13 protein-coding genes and 1 CRISPR repeat array (1 of these 14 running past the window's edge) are annotated in these 15,585 nt (G+C 49.8%); of the genes, 2 read left to right on the forward strand and 11 right to left on the reverse strand.

The window, feature by feature from the left end:
- A CRISPR array of direct repeats spans positions 1-1,115; the repeat unit is 33 nt; unit sequence ATTTCAATCCACACTCCTCATACGAGGAGTGAC; it begins 678 nt to the left of the window's first position.
- 195 nt (positions 1,116-1,310) lie between these two features.
- From DESLBE_RS05960 to DESLBE_RS05985, 6 genes are all read right to left on the reverse strand, one after another.
- The gene (locus tag DESLBE_RS05960; protein WP_144675685.1) at positions 1,311-2,792 is read right to left on the reverse strand and encodes a methyl-accepting chemotaxis protein; all 1,482 of its coding nucleotides are present in this window, start codon (positions 2,790-2,792) and stop codon (positions 1,311-1,313) included.
- A 215-nt stretch (positions 2,793-3,007) separates the two neighbouring features.
- Positions 3,008-3,955: a DUF1848 domain-containing protein gene (locus DESLBE_RS05965; protein ID WP_144675687.1), complete on the reverse strand. Its 948-nt coding sequence runs from the start codon at positions 3,953-3,955 to the stop codon at positions 3,008-3,010.
- Complete coding sequence (locus DESLBE_RS05970; protein WP_144675689.1) at positions 3,952-4,635, reverse strand: DNA alkylation repair protein; 684 nt, start codon at positions 4,633-4,635, stop codon at positions 3,952-3,954. Before DESLBE_RS05970 ends, DESLBE_RS05965 begins: the two co-directional genes overlap by 4 nt.
- 170 nt (positions 4,636-4,805) lie before the next feature.
- A complete protein-coding gene (locus DESLBE_RS05975; RefSeq protein ID WP_144675691.1) occupies positions 4,806-5,783 on the reverse strand; it encodes a D-alanyl-D-alanine carboxypeptidase in 978 nt (325 codons plus the stop codon).
- Positions 5,784-5,874: 91 nt separating this feature from the next.
- Entirely contained in the window at positions 5,875-6,456 is a 582-nt protein-coding gene (locus DESLBE_RS05980; RefSeq protein WP_026184043.1) for a DUF456 domain-containing protein, read from the reverse strand.
- Positions 6,443-6,769 (reverse strand): PadR family transcriptional regulator, encoded by a 327-nt coding sequence (locus DESLBE_RS05985; RefSeq protein ID WP_015943901.1) that lies wholly within the window; start codon positions 6,767-6,769, stop codon positions 6,443-6,445. Before DESLBE_RS05985 ends, DESLBE_RS05980 begins: the two co-directional genes overlap by 14 nt.
- Positions 6,770-6,986: 217 nt before the next feature.
- Between DESLBE_RS05985 and DESLBE_RS05990 the strand changes: the two genes are divergently transcribed.
- Positions 6,987-7,886 carry an ABC transporter ATP-binding protein gene (locus tag DESLBE_RS05990; protein WP_144675693.1) on the forward strand — a complete coding sequence of 300 codons (900 nt, stop codon included), beginning with the start codon at positions 6,987-6,989 and terminating at the stop codon, positions 7,884-7,886.
- Positions 7,883-8,689 (forward strand): ABC transporter permease subunit, encoded by an 807-nt coding sequence (locus DESLBE_RS05995; RefSeq protein ID WP_018213218.1) that lies wholly within the window; start codon positions 7,883-7,885, stop codon positions 8,687-8,689. Before DESLBE_RS05990 ends, DESLBE_RS05995 begins: the two co-directional genes overlap by 4 nt.
- 14 nt (positions 8,690-8,703) lie before the next feature.
- On the opposite strand, the gene DESLBE_RS06000 is transcribed toward DESLBE_RS05995, so the two are convergent.
- The 5 genes from DESLBE_RS06000 to DESLBE_RS06020 form a co-directional block, all read right to left on the reverse strand.
- Positions 8,704-10,557, reverse strand: a complete 1,854-nt coding sequence (locus DESLBE_RS06000; RefSeq protein ID WP_144675695.1) for an ABC transporter ATP-binding protein — start codon at positions 10,555-10,557, stop codon at positions 8,704-8,706.
- Between the two features lie 3 nt (positions 10,558-10,560).
- Positions 10,561-12,279: an ABC transporter ATP-binding protein gene (locus tag DESLBE_RS06005; protein WP_144675697.1), complete on the reverse strand. Its 1,719-nt coding sequence runs from the start codon at positions 12,277-12,279 to the stop codon at positions 10,561-10,563.
- Positions 12,276-13,205 (reverse strand): DMT family transporter, encoded by a 930-nt coding sequence (locus tag DESLBE_RS06010; RefSeq protein ID WP_172625386.1) that lies wholly within the window; start codon positions 13,203-13,205, stop codon positions 12,276-12,278. The genes DESLBE_RS06005 and DESLBE_RS06010 overlap by 4 nt, the downstream gene beginning before the upstream one ends.
- 51 nt (positions 13,206-13,256) lie before the next feature.
- Positions 13,257-13,970, reverse strand: a complete 714-nt coding sequence (locus DESLBE_RS06015; RefSeq protein WP_144678621.1) for a class I SAM-dependent methyltransferase — start codon at positions 13,968-13,970, stop codon at positions 13,257-13,259.
- 152 nt (positions 13,971-14,122) lie between these two features.
- Entirely contained in the window at positions 14,123-15,568 is a 1,446-nt protein-coding gene (locus DESLBE_RS06020; protein WP_144675701.1) for an extracellular solute-binding protein, read from the reverse strand.
- Positions 15,569-15,585 lie beyond the last annotated feature (17 nt).

Raw genomic sequence — 15,585 nt, forward strand, 5'->3', positions numbered from 1 at the left:
TTCAATCCACACTCCTCATACGAGGAGTGACACTTATCTAACATGGCTAAGATTCAAAGCAGAAATATTTCAATCCACACTCCTCATACGAGGAGTGACAGCCGGTGGGTTCAGATGGGAAAGGGTAAATAGGAATTTCAATCCACACTCCTCATACGAGGAGTGACTTAAACGATTGTTCACCCCGGAGAATGCATTGGAATTTCAATCCACACTCCTCATACGAGGAGTGACCGTCTCCTTAGTTTTTAGTCATAACAAAAGCCATTTCAATCCACACTCCTCATACGAGGAGTGACACAAAGATGAACTAAGACCGCTCCTCAAAGCCAAAAAATTTCAATCCACACTCCTCATACGAGGAGTGACTTAACATAGAGGGAGATTCGGTTATGGCTACTAAGAAATTTCAATCCACACTCCTCATACGAGGAGTGACTGATTGGGTGTAGCTCAGGATCCAGTGCACCTCAATTTCAATCCACACTCCTCATACGAGGAGTGACGTGGATGTCGCTGAAGTTTTTGACCTTGGTAGCTTTATTTCAATCCACACTCCTCATACGAGGAGTGACGTCTGGTGTAGCACTTGTAAAAAGGTTTATCTAGTATTTCAATCCACACTCCTCATACGAGGAGTGACATATCGTATATTTACCAAATAATCACGAATATCAGATTTCAATCCACACTCCTCATACGAGGAGTGACTTGTTCCCCTCACAGGGGATTGATTGTTCCCCTGGTATTTCAATCCACACTCCTCATACGAGGAGTGACCGTCGGCATGGGTTCGTGGATGGATTGACCGCGATTTCAATCCACACTCCTCATACGAGGAGTGACGTATCAGAACTATTGACATCATTAGGGGGTGAGATTTCAATCCACACTCCTCATACGAGGAGTGACTCCGTCAACTTTATCGAGTTATCCAAGACCGAGATTTCAATCCACACTCCTCATACGAGGAGTGACCTCGACGATCTCTTTTTCAGAGGCAGTACCAACGGATTTCAATCCACACTCCTCATACGAGGAGTGACAGACGGACATCCTCTGCGGTAAAAAGTCGGTGGCGAATTTCAATCCACACTCCTCATACGAGGAGTGACAGCAAAAAGTAAACAAAAATCACCCAACAGGTTCATTTTTGTTTACTTTTCAAAACTATTCTACCCAACAACCAAAGCCAGACCTACTACAATCTCCATATTACAACAATTTCCCTCATATTTCGCGGTGCGAACCCCCCATCATTTTCATGTTCACTACAGGTTCGCACCGGATGAGCGGCAAGAGGATTGTATTCAGCTCGCCTTACTGGTTCTCAGGATCTCCACTCCTTGAGCGGCGCTGCCTTCTATGATATGGGTGACTTCGTCCAATTTAGCAAAGATATTCTGGGAAAGTTCCTTCGTATGTAAAAATAGATTCCTGGCCAATTCCGGTTTATTTTCTTTGACGGCCTCGATGACCTTACTGCCGCTGGTATGAAATTCGTCATGGACCTGATCGATGGCCCGCCAGGCGTCTTCCAAAACCGTTCCGGAAACATCCATGGAGTGATAAAAATGACCAAAGGCGCATTTCTTCGAGTTGGTTTGCAAAGGATAGGTTGTCATTTCCTCCACGATTCTGCTCAGGTTTTTAATCCAGTTGGCATGAGCCGCCTTGGCCTTGCTGATATTCTCCAGGAGTTCCTGATTGGATACAGCGTTTTTGCCGCCGTTCAGGGCGGTGATCATTTCTCTGACAAGACCGCTGAGTTCGTCATCGATCCTGGCTATCTCTTTGGCGTTGTCGGCGCTTTGGGTCGCATCATCCTGAATTCTCTGGGTCATCAGGTTGAGCTTTTCGGCATCCTGGGTGGACGCCTCCATGGCCTGATTGATCTGACTGGCGGATTCTTTGATATGTCCCAGGGACTCTGTAATAAGATCAACATCACTGATCGTGTTCTTTAACATAGATACGTTTTCAATGATGGTTTTAGAAATCATATCCAATTTGGTGTGCATTTTAGCCGTGGAGTTCATGGTGTTTTCCATGCTGGACTGCCCGCTTACCGCCGCCTGTTGGATGTTATTGACAAAGGAGCGCATGTTCCCCAAGCTGGTTTTGGTGCTGTCCGCCAGCTTTCTCACTTCATCCGCTACCACAGCAAAGCCTTTTCCCGCTTCTCCGGCCCGGGCTGCCTCGATGGCCGCATTCAAGGCCAGCAGGTTGGTCTGATTGGCAATATTCTCCACACCGTCCACAATCTCATTTACCTTGACCGCCATCTCCACCAGCACCTTGATCTGTTCGCTCATCAACGCCGCATCTTTGGAAACATCATTTTTCAGCACATCGATTTCCTCAATCCGGGCAATGCTCTCATCGTTTTTCAAGACAAGCGCCCGGGAGGATTCCTGAAGGCTGTTCATTACTTCGGAAGTGTTGCTGATAGTATCATTCACTTCACTCATACTGGCACTGATCTCTTCCACAATCGCCAGATTGGATTCGCTGATGGTTGACATCTCTCTGGCGAATTCAATCAATTTATGGGAAGAATGGGTCATCTCCACGTCAAAATTGCTTAAGGCCGAGGTAAGGCCAATCATTTTTTTGGAGCTTTTGGACATATGCTCTTCGCTGGCCAAAAGTTTCTCGAAAATTTTCACAAGATTTTGGTGAATGGGATACTGCACATCCGGAAGCTCAACTTCCAGGCCATTCAAGCGGTCTTCTACGCTCTTAATAACACACAATGCTTCTTCACAAGGTGCTTTCTTAAAAAAATTCACTTGCGAACTTCCCCTCCTTCAAATAATCCTTTCAACTTCTGAGTTAACTACGTCGATATTCACTTGATTAACCTTACATTCAGGTTAAACAAATCAAAGCAAGGCTTGGACCCCTTACCATCGTTCTATATCTATTGTTATTATGGACTGATGAAGGAATAATTTCAAATGGTATCCACACCGAAAACAAAATTTTACACCCTGCTATACTTTCTTTAAAACAAAGTTAACTGGGCGTCTTTCCTGGAGCACATTTTCCGTTCCGTAATGATGGCGTTCTGGGGAGGATCACCAATCAAAACCGGTGACTTGGGATCATGGCAGGCTATATTGCTGCGAACCGTTTTAGGCGAAGATGTCCCGTAACAGTAAAGGCAGCCATGGGGGCAGCTGTCATAGGTGCCGATCTCCACACTTTCTATACATCCACAGGAGGGCCGCTGGTTAGGGTCCTTTTTGACCTGGATTTTACACTTAAGGATCTCTTCAATCATACCTTGATCGATGCATGAAGCATGCTTAATTCCATATTGGCTCAACTCCACAGGCTCGCAGCAGGTAAAGAGGTCCAGATCGTGCTTCCGGGCAATGGCGGAAAAGCCCTCGGCAATTCGGCCCATGGCTGTTTCATCCGCTTCCTTTGCTTCCTGGGCTAAGGCCAGGCTCATGGCCCTGCCCACCTTAGGATACACATCCAAAAAACTGAAAATGCAGCGTTGGGTATAACCTGCCAGGACCACCGCCATGCGTTCAAATTGCCTCAGGTGATACTCAAAATCCAGCTCCGGGGTCAGAATCACAGGATCATACCGCCATACCACCCGTTCCGGACCCAGCATAGCACTCAGCTTCCGAAAGATGTTCAGCAGAGTTTCCTTAGGCGGCAGGTTCTGCTCCAGCTCCCGGTCATAAGGGGTCAGGGTGAACTGAAAATAAAAGGGGTAGCCCAGAGCAGCGATCTCAGCCAACCGGGAAAGCATGGGAGATGGATTCTTGGTCCAGAAAACGAGGCAGTCCACGACCTGGGGGTTTAGCTCCACACGGCTGTAACGGGAGGGATTCCTGGGATTGGGCACCAGAACATACCCTTCCTGCAGGCGGTTGAGCAGCCATTGGGAATAAAAGGCGGGGATATCCGTACGGCGGCTGGCACTGATGATCATCGGCGCTTCATCAGGCGAATCTGCTTTTTGGTTTCCTGATCCACCCGGTAGGATTCCGTGATCTTTTGCAGGGCTTTGTTATAGGTGAAGTCATCCAGATGGTTATGCTGCAGATAAGGCAGGGTCTCTTCCGGCAGCTTGATATAGCAGATGGAAATGGCCCAGGCCACCGCCATTTTAACATAATATCCTTCGTGCCGGATGCCGTCCAATCCTTCCAGCACGGCTTTGATATACTCCTGATCACTATAGTAGGTGAGCAGCATGACCACCCCAAAGCGGATGGCAAATTCCTGTTCCGAGCGGAGATAGGGCTGGAGAAACTCCCAAACCAGCTCCTTGTTTTCTTTCGTAAAATTCAGCCCGTTGCAGAAGCTGTCACACACCGACCAATTATCGATCTTCGGCACAAACCCCTGGATATAAGCAAGCCTTTCTGGGGCCGAACATTGAGCACAACCGATGACCATGCCCTGGAGCATGATTTCCTCAAAGGAATCCTCCCGGGCCGTCTTTAAGTATTCCCGCCAGTCTGCCTTGGTGATCTGCTTGGCCATTTTGCGCAAAAGGGGCAGACGGACCCCTAAGATATTGCCGATATTCGGAAGCAGGCCCGAGGAAAACACCCGGTATTCTTCTTCCGCCAGTTCCTGCATTTGCTTCTTGATTTCTGTTTGCATCGGACCACTCCTTTACTGAGGTGAATTTTGTTTTTCACTTTTATTATGCCATACTTCCCCTCTCATCTCTAACTATAACCGGCCTTTTTAAGACTGTCTTCCGATCCGGCATCTTTTAATTTTCCCAGAAAGCCGGATCGGGAGCCTCCTACCTGAAAAAGGGCCGAATTCTATTCCTTGCCCAGGCTGTTGTACACGGCCAGGGCATCGCTAATATTGTACTGCTCGGAATCATGATTCCCTTTGGCCCCGGCTGTGATCAGAATGTATTGCTCCTTGCCTACTTGGGCGAGACTGGCGAGGCATAAACCCGCCTCATCGGTATATCCGGTCTTTCCCCCTAAAATTTCCCCTCCGGCGATCTTTGGGCTGCTCAAGGCTGAGAACATAGTGCTGTAAAAGGTTATGCCGCCGGGATGCTTATTGGTAGGCGGGGTGGAATAACGGGATGCAGTGAAAACTTCCCGGAACAGATCATTTTGCAGGGCATAACTGAGCAGAACCGCCAGATCCTTGACGGTTGTATAATGGTTTTCAGCATGAAGTCCGGTGGCATTTTCAAAATGAGTATGATTCATGCCCAGCTCTGCCGCCTTTTGATTCATCAGGAGAGCGAATTTCCCCTCTGAGCCGGCAATTCTCTCCGCAAGCCCGACACAGCTTTCCGCACCGCTGGGCAGCATAACACCGTATAACAGATCCATGGCGCTGACCTGCTCCTCCGGCTGAAAGCCTGTCATGCTGGCATTGGCTTGGTACAACCCCTGAAAGATTGTTGGGGGAAGCTGAATTTTCTCCCGCAGATCAGGCAGATTTTCTATAGCCAGAATGGCTGTCATGATTTTGGTCATAGAAGCCGGATAGATTTTTTCTTCACTGTTCTTTGCCATGAGAATCTTTTGATCCTTTAAACGGACCAGAATAGCCTGAGAACTGTTCAGCCGGCCGACAGATACCGAAACAGCGGATTGAGTCTCCGGCTTCAGCTGGGAAACTGCCCCTGTTCTGTCCCCGGAGATTTTCTCCGCTAACTGCTGAGGTTCAGGGAGGTACTTATATCCCAAGACGGCTATAACAACCAGGAGCAGAAGTAACAACAGAATGGGGGATTTTGATTTTCGCTTTTTTCTCCTTGGTCTTTGGGCCATAAAAACAACTCCTTATTTTGTGCTGATATTATTCAAGCACAGAACAAGGAGCCATATAGGAATTCCAGCTTATGGATTCCTTAAGATTTCCTTATGACGGAAGCTTTTTCTTTAAAGCGATGATGGCATGGCTGATCAGTCCCAAGCCGATGCCGACGGTTATGCCTACGGCAGCTCCAATCAGGGTATCAATCCAACCGCCGGCCATGAACATTTCCCGGCCGCCGCTGCCGATAAACCCGGTCAGAGCGCCGATGGCAATGCCAAAGAACAGGAAGCCTGCATAAAACAAACCCACGGCTTCATAATCGGCAGGATTCATATTGGCATAGTATTCGGCAAACCGCTCCTGCAAATCGCTGGACTTAGCTGTTTCACTGCGGAATCTGAGCTCCTCCTTGGCCTGTTTAAAAGCGTCCTGCTCGGAGTATCCCTCGGCAATCAAATCATTCATGTAATCGCTCATATAAAGAATCATATCGTTTTGCGCCTCCAGAGCAGTCGCCGAGCGGTTCTTCAGCTTGGCCAGCTTGGCTGTGACCTTGCTTTTCGTTTCACCGGTTTTGCGGCGCAGCTTCTCCAGATAAGTCATCTCCGCTTCTTCCAGGTAGTGCTGGGATTGCTCTTCGGCAAACCGGCGGATTTTTTCCCTGATCTCTTTACTGAAGCTCATTACTCTTGCCTCCATTATTTCTTAAAATATGAATACGCTCACTTAAGAAATCCCATCTTGCCCAATAGGCTGCCAGCTCTTCAACCCCCCGCTCGTTGAGCGTATAAAACTTTCGGGGGGGACCCATTTCCGAGGGCTTCCTGGTGATGTGAACCAGCTTGTTTTTCTCCAGCCGTAAAAGCAGCGCATACACGGTTGCCTCCGCAAGGTCTTTAAAACCCATGGCATGCAGTTGTCTGGCAATCTCATACCCGTATATTTCACCGCGGCTGATAATCTCCAGCACGATCCCATCCAAAACGCCTTTGAGCATCTCGCTTAGGTTATCCAGAATACTACCTCCCTGGTCTTCAACAACATGGGTAATCTATAATGTTGACTACCGCTATATAATAACATAGAGTAGTGAGCTTGGCAAGCGTTCTCTTTTCTGCCTCAGACAGAACAACCGGCTGAACATGACCCATCACGAATTAACTGTAAAGAGCATAGCTTATGGAAGAAAAAGGTTTTTAAAGAGGTGGCCAGCCTTGCTTGAAGTCAGTGAACTCACGAAATCCTATCATGAAGTAAGAGGGGTAAAGAACCTTTCCTTTCAGGTCGAGTCAGGGACAGCTTTGGGCTTATTAGGACCGAACGGAGCCGGCAAAACCACCACCATCCGCCTGCTGATGGGGTTTATGAAACCCGACCTGGGCAGTGCCAACATTTGGGGGCTGGACTGCTGGCGGGATCGGGCGGAGTTAAAGGAAATCACCGCTTATCTGCCCGGAGAACTGCATTTTATGGAACAGTTCACCGGCCAGGAATTCCTGAATCTTATCGAAGGTATGCATGGAGCACCGCCAACGATCAGAAAGAAGCAAAGAGACCTGCTCCGGGCTCTCGACCTCGATCCCAGTCAGAGGATTCGCAAAATGTCCAAGGGCATGAAGCAGAAGTTGGGCATCATTGCCGCATTGATGCTGGACGCTCCCGTTCTTATCTTGGATGAACCCAGCTCCGGGCTTGATCCTCTTATGCAGAAAACCTTTATCGAATTGATTCTTGAGGAAAAGAAACGCGAAAAAACCATTTTCATGTCTTCCCATCATTTTGCAGAGATCGAAAGAACCTGTGAGCGGGTGGGAATGATTCGGGATGGCGAGCTGCTGGCCATCCAGGATATAACCCTGCTCAAACAGAAAGAGCGCCAAACCTTTGACATTGAGGTAAGCGGAGAAGAGGATGCCGAATTGCTCCGGCAAAGCGGCCTTACCCTTTATCCCTTGGATCATCATAAATTTACGATCCAAGTCACCGGTGAACAGGAATTACTATGGAAAACCCTGGCCCAAATCCGGGTCAGGCGTTTTCAGCAAGGCTCCCTGGAGCTGGAAGAAGCGTTTATGCACTATTACCACTCAAGCTTAAGGGGGGATAACACTTGAACCGGGCCTTATTTCGAGCCATGATGAAGCAAAACCGTAAAAAAGTAGCCAAACTCGCCGCCGGCATCGTCCTCTATGAAACCCTTTTAACCTGGGTCTACCCTGTGATTGCAGAGAATTCGGCCGTGACGCAGCTCACCGACTCCATACCCTCAGCTGTAAAAACCGTATTCGGAGTCGCTGAAGAGGCACGGGTGGATACCTTTGAAGCCTTTATCTCCGCCCAATTCCTGGCGCGGATTTGGGCCATGCTGATGTCTTTATACAATGTGGAGACAGCCAATGAGCTGCTGGCCAAATTGGCCGATGACGGCTCTCTGGCCCTGCTCCTCTCCACCCCGGTTCCCCGGGGTGACTATCTGCTCACTCAGGCTCTGGTGCTTTTCAGCGGGAATGCCCTGCTGGTTTTGGCCACCCTGCTGGGACTGTGCGGTGGAGCCTACCGCTTTGGCATTACGATCGACAGCTGGCGCTATTGTCGTTTTGGGCTGCTCAGCCTGGCCTTTTATTCGTTGATTGGCGCTTACAGCCTGTTTTTTTCCGCCCTGACCGCCCAGGAAGATCTGGCTCTCACTCTGGCGGCGGGAACAACCTTAACCTTTTACGCCCTGGATGTGGCCGGAGGACTCAGTGAGCAGCATTCCTGGCTGCGCAGGCTGTCTCTCTTTCAGTGTTACCAGCCCCAGGAGGTACTTGAAGGAACTTCCGATCCGGCCAGGAAGATCATCGGGCTGACAGCCGGCTCTGTTATTCTACTGCAGTTAGGGATCTATGCTTTTAATGAAAAGGATTTAGCCATTTGACCCACTGTTCGTTGTTATCCTGCACTATGCTGCTCTACCCTGCCCAGCTGGCTCATGACCATTTCATAATATCGGCCTTGCTTTTCCATCAGACTCTGGTGATTGCCGGATTCCAGGATCTGCCCCTCCCCGATCACCATAATGCGGTCCGCATCCCGGATCGTGGAAAGACGGTGGGCAATCAGAAAGCTGGTCCGGTTCTGCATCAGGCTGACCAGAGCTTTCTGGATATCCTTTTCCGTCTTGGTATCCACGCTGCTGGTGGCTTCATCCAGGATCAGAATTGGGCTGTCGCAGAGCAGCGCCCGGGCGATGGAGATCAGCTGCTTTTGCCCCTGGCTCAGAGTATCATTGGCGGCGGAGACCCGGGTCCCATAACCCTGGGGAAGCTTAGTGATAAAGCCGTGGGCATGGGCGATTTGCGCCGCCCTGATCACCTCTTCCTCGGTGGCGTCCTCTTTCCCATAACGGATATTGTCCATGATCGTGCCGCTGAAAAGGCTGGTATCCTGCAGCACAACCGAGAAGCAGCGGCGCAGGCTGGCCCGTTTGATCCGGGTAACCGGCACCCCGTCAATCCTGATCCCCCCGCTGTCCGCATCATAAAAGCGGGTTAAAAGATTGACGATGGTTGTTTTCCCGGCACCAGTTTCTCCCACCAGGGCAACGACCTCCCCTGGATTGACCTGAAAACTCACCTCTTTAAGAATCGGCTGGGTCTTGTCATAAGAGAAGCTGACCTCGTCAAAGGTTACGGCACCGACAGGATGTTCCATTTCCAGGGCATTCTCCTCATCTGCCCTTTCTTCCTCATAATCCAGAATTTCAAAAACCCGCTCTGCGCCGGCCAGAGCCGACTGGATGGTATTAAACATACCGGCTACGGAGTTAAGAGGGTGGGCAAATTGCTTGGAATAGGTTAAAAAGCTGACCACCGTTCCTACCGCCAGCCCCTGGCTTAAGGTCAGGATTCCCCCGCAGATGGCCACAGCTGCAAAGACCAGATTATTGATTACATTCATCAGGGGCATCATGCAGCCGGACCAAACCTGGGCCTTATAGCTGCTTGCACGCAAGCCCTGGTTGATTTCCTGGAATTGGCAGAGGACCTCCTCCTGCCTGTTGAAGGCTTTGACCATTTTCAGACCCAGAATATTTTCTTCGATGACCCCGTTCAGGGCCCCGAGGCTTCGCTGCTGAGCCAAAAAATAAGCCCGGCTGCGGGTGGCGATGGTTTTGGTCAATAAGAAAACCAAAGGTACACAGAGCAGCACCACCAAGGTCAGAGGCACATTCAGACTGAGCATGACCGCCAGGGAACCGGCAAGGGTCAGGATGCTGGCGATGAGCTGGGTGGTGGTCTGGGCGATGGTGGAGCTGATATTATCCATATCATTGGTGATCCGGCTCATGGTATCCCCATGGGAGCGGGTATCATAAAACCCTAGTGGAAGCCTCTGCATTTTGGCAAAAAACTCCTGGCGCAGAGTATAGACCAGCTTCTGGGAGATCCGCAGCGTCATGGTCCCGTTGAGCAGATTGAGGAGCAGATTAACCAGATACAGGCTCAAAATAATCAGCAGCAGGGAAACCAGCCTGGCCGTATCCACACTCCGGTCGGCAATATGAAAAGTATTGAAGGTTTGCCCCACATAATAGGGAATCGCCACCGCTACCAGAGAGGAAGCGGCTGTGAGCAAAATAACGGCGAAAATGCTCTTGGCCCAGCGCAAATAGATTTTGACAATCCGCCCCAGGGTCCCTTTGGTATTCTTGGGTTTGGCAGCCGGAACAAAGCGGTTCCCGGCTCCCGGCCGGTTGACAAGAGCGGGGGCTTTGGGCTGCTGAGTGCGAAATCCTCCTGCCATACCTTAAGCCTCCCTGCTGCTTTCCAGCTGTGTATGATAAATATCCTGATAAATAGCACAGGTCCTCATCAATTCCTCATGAGACCCCAAGCCCGCTGGCCGGCCATTCTCCATGACCAGGATCTGATCCGCCGACATGGCTGTTCCGCAGCGCTGGGTGATCATCACCAGCGTTTGCCGGTAGTCATTATGCTTAAGGTTTTCCCTTACCTTAGCTTCGGTCACCGCATCCAGGGCACTGGTGGCATCGTCCAGGATCAGGACCGGGGCTTTTTTCAGGATCGCCCGGGCCAGGGAAAGACGCTGCTTCTGCCCTCCGGACAGATTGACCCCTTCGCTGCCCAGGAGGCTGTCGTACCCCTCCGCCATCTGCCCGATAAAGTCGGCCTGGGCCTTTTCCGCCGCCTGCCTGAGCTCCTCCGGGGAGGCCTGCTTATCCCCCCAGCGGAGGTTTTCCGCTACCGTTCCGGAAAACAGCATGGGCTTCTGGGGAACGATAGCGATATTATGGCGGATTTCGTCAGCGCCCAGTTCTTGGATCGGGTAATCGTCCAGCATGATCCTGCCCCTGTCCGCATCATAAAAGCGCAGCAGCAGCCAGGCAATGGTTGATTTGCCGCTGCCGGTGGGACCGATAATGGCCAGGCTCCCGCCGGGATTGACGGTGAAGGAAAGTTCCCGGATGGCCGGGACCCCGCTGCCGTTAGGATAAGCAAAGGTAACCTTGTCAAAGGTGATCTTCCCCTGCAGCTTTCTCCCTGCCCCGCTGGGGGGAAAATCTTCGGCACAGTCCAGCACTTCCCCGATCCGCTCCATTGAAGCCTTGGTTCGTACGAACGTGGTAAAAACAGTGGTGAGCATAATCAACGAGGTCAAAATCTGGGCCATATAAATGGTAAAGGCCATCATATCGCCAAGATCGGCCAAATCCATCATAAACAAGCGGCTGCCCAAAAAGATCACTGCGGCAGTTCCAGTCCCCACCACCAGCGTCAAAAAGGGAGAGATCACGGTAATCACCATCTGGGAGGAGATCCCCTTCTGCATGAGCTCCCGGTTGGCTTCGGCAAATTTTTCCGTCTCTTGCTCATAGGTCCCGAAGGCTTTCACCAGCCGGATCCCGATTAAATATTCCTGGACCTTCAAGTTGACCCGGTCCACAGCCTTTTGCAATTGATAAAAGCGGGGATAGCTGAACTTCATGCTGGCATAAATCAATAAGGAAACCACAGCCACTACCCCATAGATAATAAGGCTGAGCCGGAAATTCAGCCAGCTGGCCAGGATCACACTGCCGATACCAGTCAGGGGAGCCTTGAGGAAAATACGCATCATCCCATTGATGAACTGAATGATTTGGGAAGTATCGTTGGTCATTCTGGTGATCAGGGACCCGCCGTCGATTTTATCCCCGCTCTGCTCGGCAAAGGAGATGATTTTCCCAAATAAATCTGCCCGCAAATCCCCGCCCATCCCTTGGGAAACATAGCTGGACAGATTGCTTCTGGTTACAGCAAAACAGGCCCCCAGCAGGGTTACCGCCAGCATCAAGGCCCCCCAGTAATAGATCTCGGCCAGGGAGCCCTTTACAATTCCCTGGTTGATAATGCGGGCCATCAGGGTAGGTCCCAGCAAATCACAGACTGCTTCCAGAGTCACACAGAGGACCGCAATCAAAAAGGGGATTTTATATTTTCCTAAATAGTTATAGTAAAGCGTCATTCTTCAACATCCTTAGCCTTAGCCTTGCTTCTTGCCCCCAGCAAATTGGTCCCCACAACACCGGTGATAATCATCATGCCGCCAATGACATGATAGAAATGAAAAGCCTCCTGTAAAAATAAAATGCCGGCGAGAATGGTGATGAGGGTGGCAACATTGCTGAATACACTCATTTTGGCAGCTTCTATCTTGGATAAAACAAAGTTGGCCAGGAAGGAGGTTACCAGGGAGGATAATATTCCCAAATACAAAACAGCAACTACAAATTGCCAGTGGAGCAAAGGTTGAAAAAACTCACCCATTGTTCCTGCAAGCACACGGCTGCCAATGGCCAAACTATTAAAGGCGATAAAACCAAATAAGGTCATAATATAAGTCAGGGTCAATAAGGAATAGCGTTGGGTAAGCCTGCGTGCCAAAACATTATACAAAGCGTTCGTAAAAGCGGAAAGAATAATAAGGACACTTCCTACTATATTAGCTGTTTGAGATTCTGCTCCACTCATGGCAAGCAAATAAATAACGCCAAACACTGATAAAAATACCGAAATAAGCTGTCCCCGGCCGGCCTTTTCCTTCAAAATGAAGACTGCTAACAGCAAAGTGAAAATAGGCACGGTGGATTGGATGATTCCCGCTTCTGAAGAAGTGGTTCGGGCCAAACCAAAGATTTGGAAGCCAAAAAACGAAATAGGATACAAGGTGGCCAGAGGCGCAATTTGGGCAACATCATGCCAACCTATGTTCACCTTGTGTTTAGTAAAGAGGATAAAAAGTGTTGCTGCCAAAAAGGCAACGGTAAAACGATGTGCTAAAGTATCCAAGGGTGTCGCTACTGTTAAAGTTAATTTAACAAACATAAAGGATAGTCCGATAATAAAGGCATAGACTATCGCTGCCAGATAAGCCATTCTTTTCTCAGCCATGGTGATGACCCTTCCTTTCCACTGTGCTGTCCTACAACCCTGCGCCAAAACTCACGGTTTTCTTGCCCTTAAAAATAAGAACTGAGGTTTATGGGTCAATCTCCGGTAGGCATCCGGCTGTGCTGACTTAAACTCCTCGGTGGGCATGGGTTCCAACACTTTTTCGAGCAGGAATCCGGCTTCAAGTACCGCCGAAAGGATTTGGCTCAAGGGCCTGCGATAAAACTGTACCTTTACTTTACCCTTCTGGGTCTCCCATTCATCATCCAGCAATTCCGTCAGAAAATAATTGTCTCTTTGAAACACCGTAAAATCCATAAAAGGATGATGGACGGAGAAGATAAGCAGGCCGCCTTTGGCCAGTATCCGGTGGAATTCACTCATCACCAGGGTCCAGTCTTTCAAATAATGGAGAGCCAGGGAGGAAAGGACGATATCACAGGACTCCTTCGCCATAAAATCAAGGGGCTCATTCAGATCGGCTCTGATAATTTCCGCCCGCTCCCCCACCCGCTTGCGGGTCATTTCGATCATCCCGGCACTAAAATCCACGGCAGTTACTGCCGCCCCCTTATCCAGCAGCCACTGGGTATACCACCCGGCGGCACAGCCCGCATCCAAAACCCTTTTTCCGGCTACATCCGGCAGCAGGGACAGAGTGGCCGGCCTTTCATAATAGGCGTTAAAGGGCTTCCGGTCCACATAGCTGAAATAGTATTCCGCCATTTCCTCATAAGAATTCAGGGATACGGAGTCCCTATGCATCTTCACATCTGCTCAAACCCTTCATCGTTTATCATCTACTTAGTTAAGATTCTTTAGCCATGGATTCAATTCCTCCATGTCCGCCTAAAAAGGGACAGCCAAAAACGCCGGCTGGGCAGCCGGCGTTTTATAAAGAGGCCTATTCCTGATTATCACTCATGCAAATACGTATTGACCCTGTCCTGAATCAGCTTGGCGGTCATTTCCGCACTTTTCTGCCCGGTGAAGAAAGCCGTTGTTTCCTCCTGGACAATAGAGAGGATCTTTTGATTGGTGCCGTTATAGACATTGGCCTTGGTCAGCAGGCTTTCCACGAAATCTATATCTTCCTGAGCCAGGGGCTCCAGGGTTATATTCTGAGCCTGGCTCTCACCTGCCGATTTCATCATGATCTTTGCTCCGCGCTTCTGGGCGGTATCGTTAGCTTGGTTAATCATTTCGGGAACAACGCTTTTATTGACTGGCATTCCCAAAAACATTGACTGACTCATCATCTCATCGGATACCAAAAACTTGAGGAATTCCCAGGCCAGTTCCCGGTTAGCGGAGTTGCTGTTGATCCCGTACAAGCTATCAGTGGAAAAGGAAAGATCGCCTTCCTGGCCGGGAGGCTTCAACAGCTGAACTTCCCCGCCAAAAGTAGCTTTGAGTGTTTGCAGATTAACCAGCCCTTTAAGAGACGTTATACTAAAAACAAGATTACCCCTGGCCGCCAGCTCCATGGCTTTATTCTGACTCGGTTCCGTGTTCAGCAGGTTATGGTCAATCAGATAGCGGCATAAATTCAGGAGGTCCAGAAATTCCTGACTGTCAAAATAAGCCTCCTTCTTTTCCCCATCCACCAGTTTGCTGAAATTCTCCCGGACCAAAGAAGTGATCAGCATTGTTTCATTCATACCGGCCAAGGCGTAAATCTCCCCGTCCTCTCCCCCGTTTCTGTCTTCAATGACTTTTTCCGCTGCCTGCACAAAATCCTCCCAGGTCCAGGTGCTGTCATCAATCTCCACCTGGGAATTTTCCAGCAACGCTTTGTCGGCGGCCATCATATCCACACTGAAGCTGAGGGGCAGCCCATAGAGGCTGTCTTTATATTTCAAAGCCTCCAGTATGTTTCCGTAGTACTTGCTCAGGTCGAAGCCTGGGTCCGACTCCATCAATTGGCCTATATCGACCAGCAGATTTTTATCGGCATAAGTCTCATAGGGCAGATGGTTTAAGAGCAGAATATCGCTGCCCTGCCCGGTCATAAGTTGGGCATTCATAGCCGTCAGGTATTTTTCGATATCGGCGGGATCTTCCTTCCGGAGGATCATTTCCTGGTTTTTGCCTCCTGAGGACGCCGGCAGCGGGTTGGAGGTGTATTCCTCCACCTTAACCGTCACCCCCGGATGGAGTTCCTCAAATTTCTTCACGGCAGCATCCAGGTACATGTCCTTGGTCACCACAGAAATGGTCAGGGTATTGCTGCCCCCGGCAGCTCCGCTGACTTGTGAATTGCCGCAGCCAACCGCAAATACTCCCAGCAGCAGGACCAGCCCCAGGCTCAAAAGGAGATAAACTCTTTTTTTACTCAGTAGGCACGAAATAGTATTGTTCATCTTAGCCACCCCTTTAT

The organism is Desulfitobacterium sp. LBE, from assembly GCF_007830365.1.
GTDB classification, from domain to species: Bacteria; Bacillota; Desulfitobacteriia; order Desulfitobacteriales; family Desulfitobacteriaceae; genus Desulfitobacterium; species Desulfitobacterium hafniense.

Coding starts and splice junctions, on each gene's coding strand:
- DESLBE_RS05965 (WP_144675687.1), bottom strand. CDS start 3,955: ATGATCATCAGTGCCAGCCGCCGTACGGATATCCCCGCCTTTTATTCC.
- DESLBE_RS05970 (WP_144675689.1), bottom strand. CDS start 4,635: ATGCAAACAGAAATCAAGAAGCAAATGCAGGAACTGGCGGAAGAAGAA.
- DESLBE_RS05975 (WP_144675691.1), bottom strand. CDS start 5,783: ATGGCCCAAAGACCAAGGAGAAAAAAGCGAAAATCAAAATCCCCCATT.
- DESLBE_RS05980 (WP_026184043.1), bottom strand. CDS start 6,456: ATGAGCTTCAGTAAAGAGATCAGGGAAAAAATCCGCCGGTTTGCCGAA.
- DESLBE_RS05985 (WP_015943901.1), bottom strand. CDS start 6,769: ATGCTCAAAGGCGTTTTGGATGGGATCGTGCTGGAGATTATCAGCCGC.
- DESLBE_RS06000 (WP_144675695.1), bottom strand. CDS start 10,557: ATGGCAGGAGGATTTCGCACTCAGCAGCCCAAAGCCCCCGCTCTTGTC.
- DESLBE_RS06005 (WP_144675697.1), bottom strand. CDS start 12,279: ATGACGCTTTACTATAACTATTTAGGAAAATATAAAATCCCCTTTTTG.
- DESLBE_RS06010 (WP_172625386.1), bottom strand. CDS start 13,205: ATGGCTGAGAAAAGAATGGCTTATCTGGCAGCGATAGTCTATGCCTTT.
- DESLBE_RS06015 (WP_144678621.1), bottom strand. CDS start 13,970: ATGCATAGGGACTCCGTATCCCTGAATTCTTATGAGGAAATGGCGGAA.
- DESLBE_RS06020 (WP_144675701.1), bottom strand. CDS start 15,568: ATGAACAATACTATTTCGTGCCTACTGAGTAAAAAAAGAGTTTATCTC.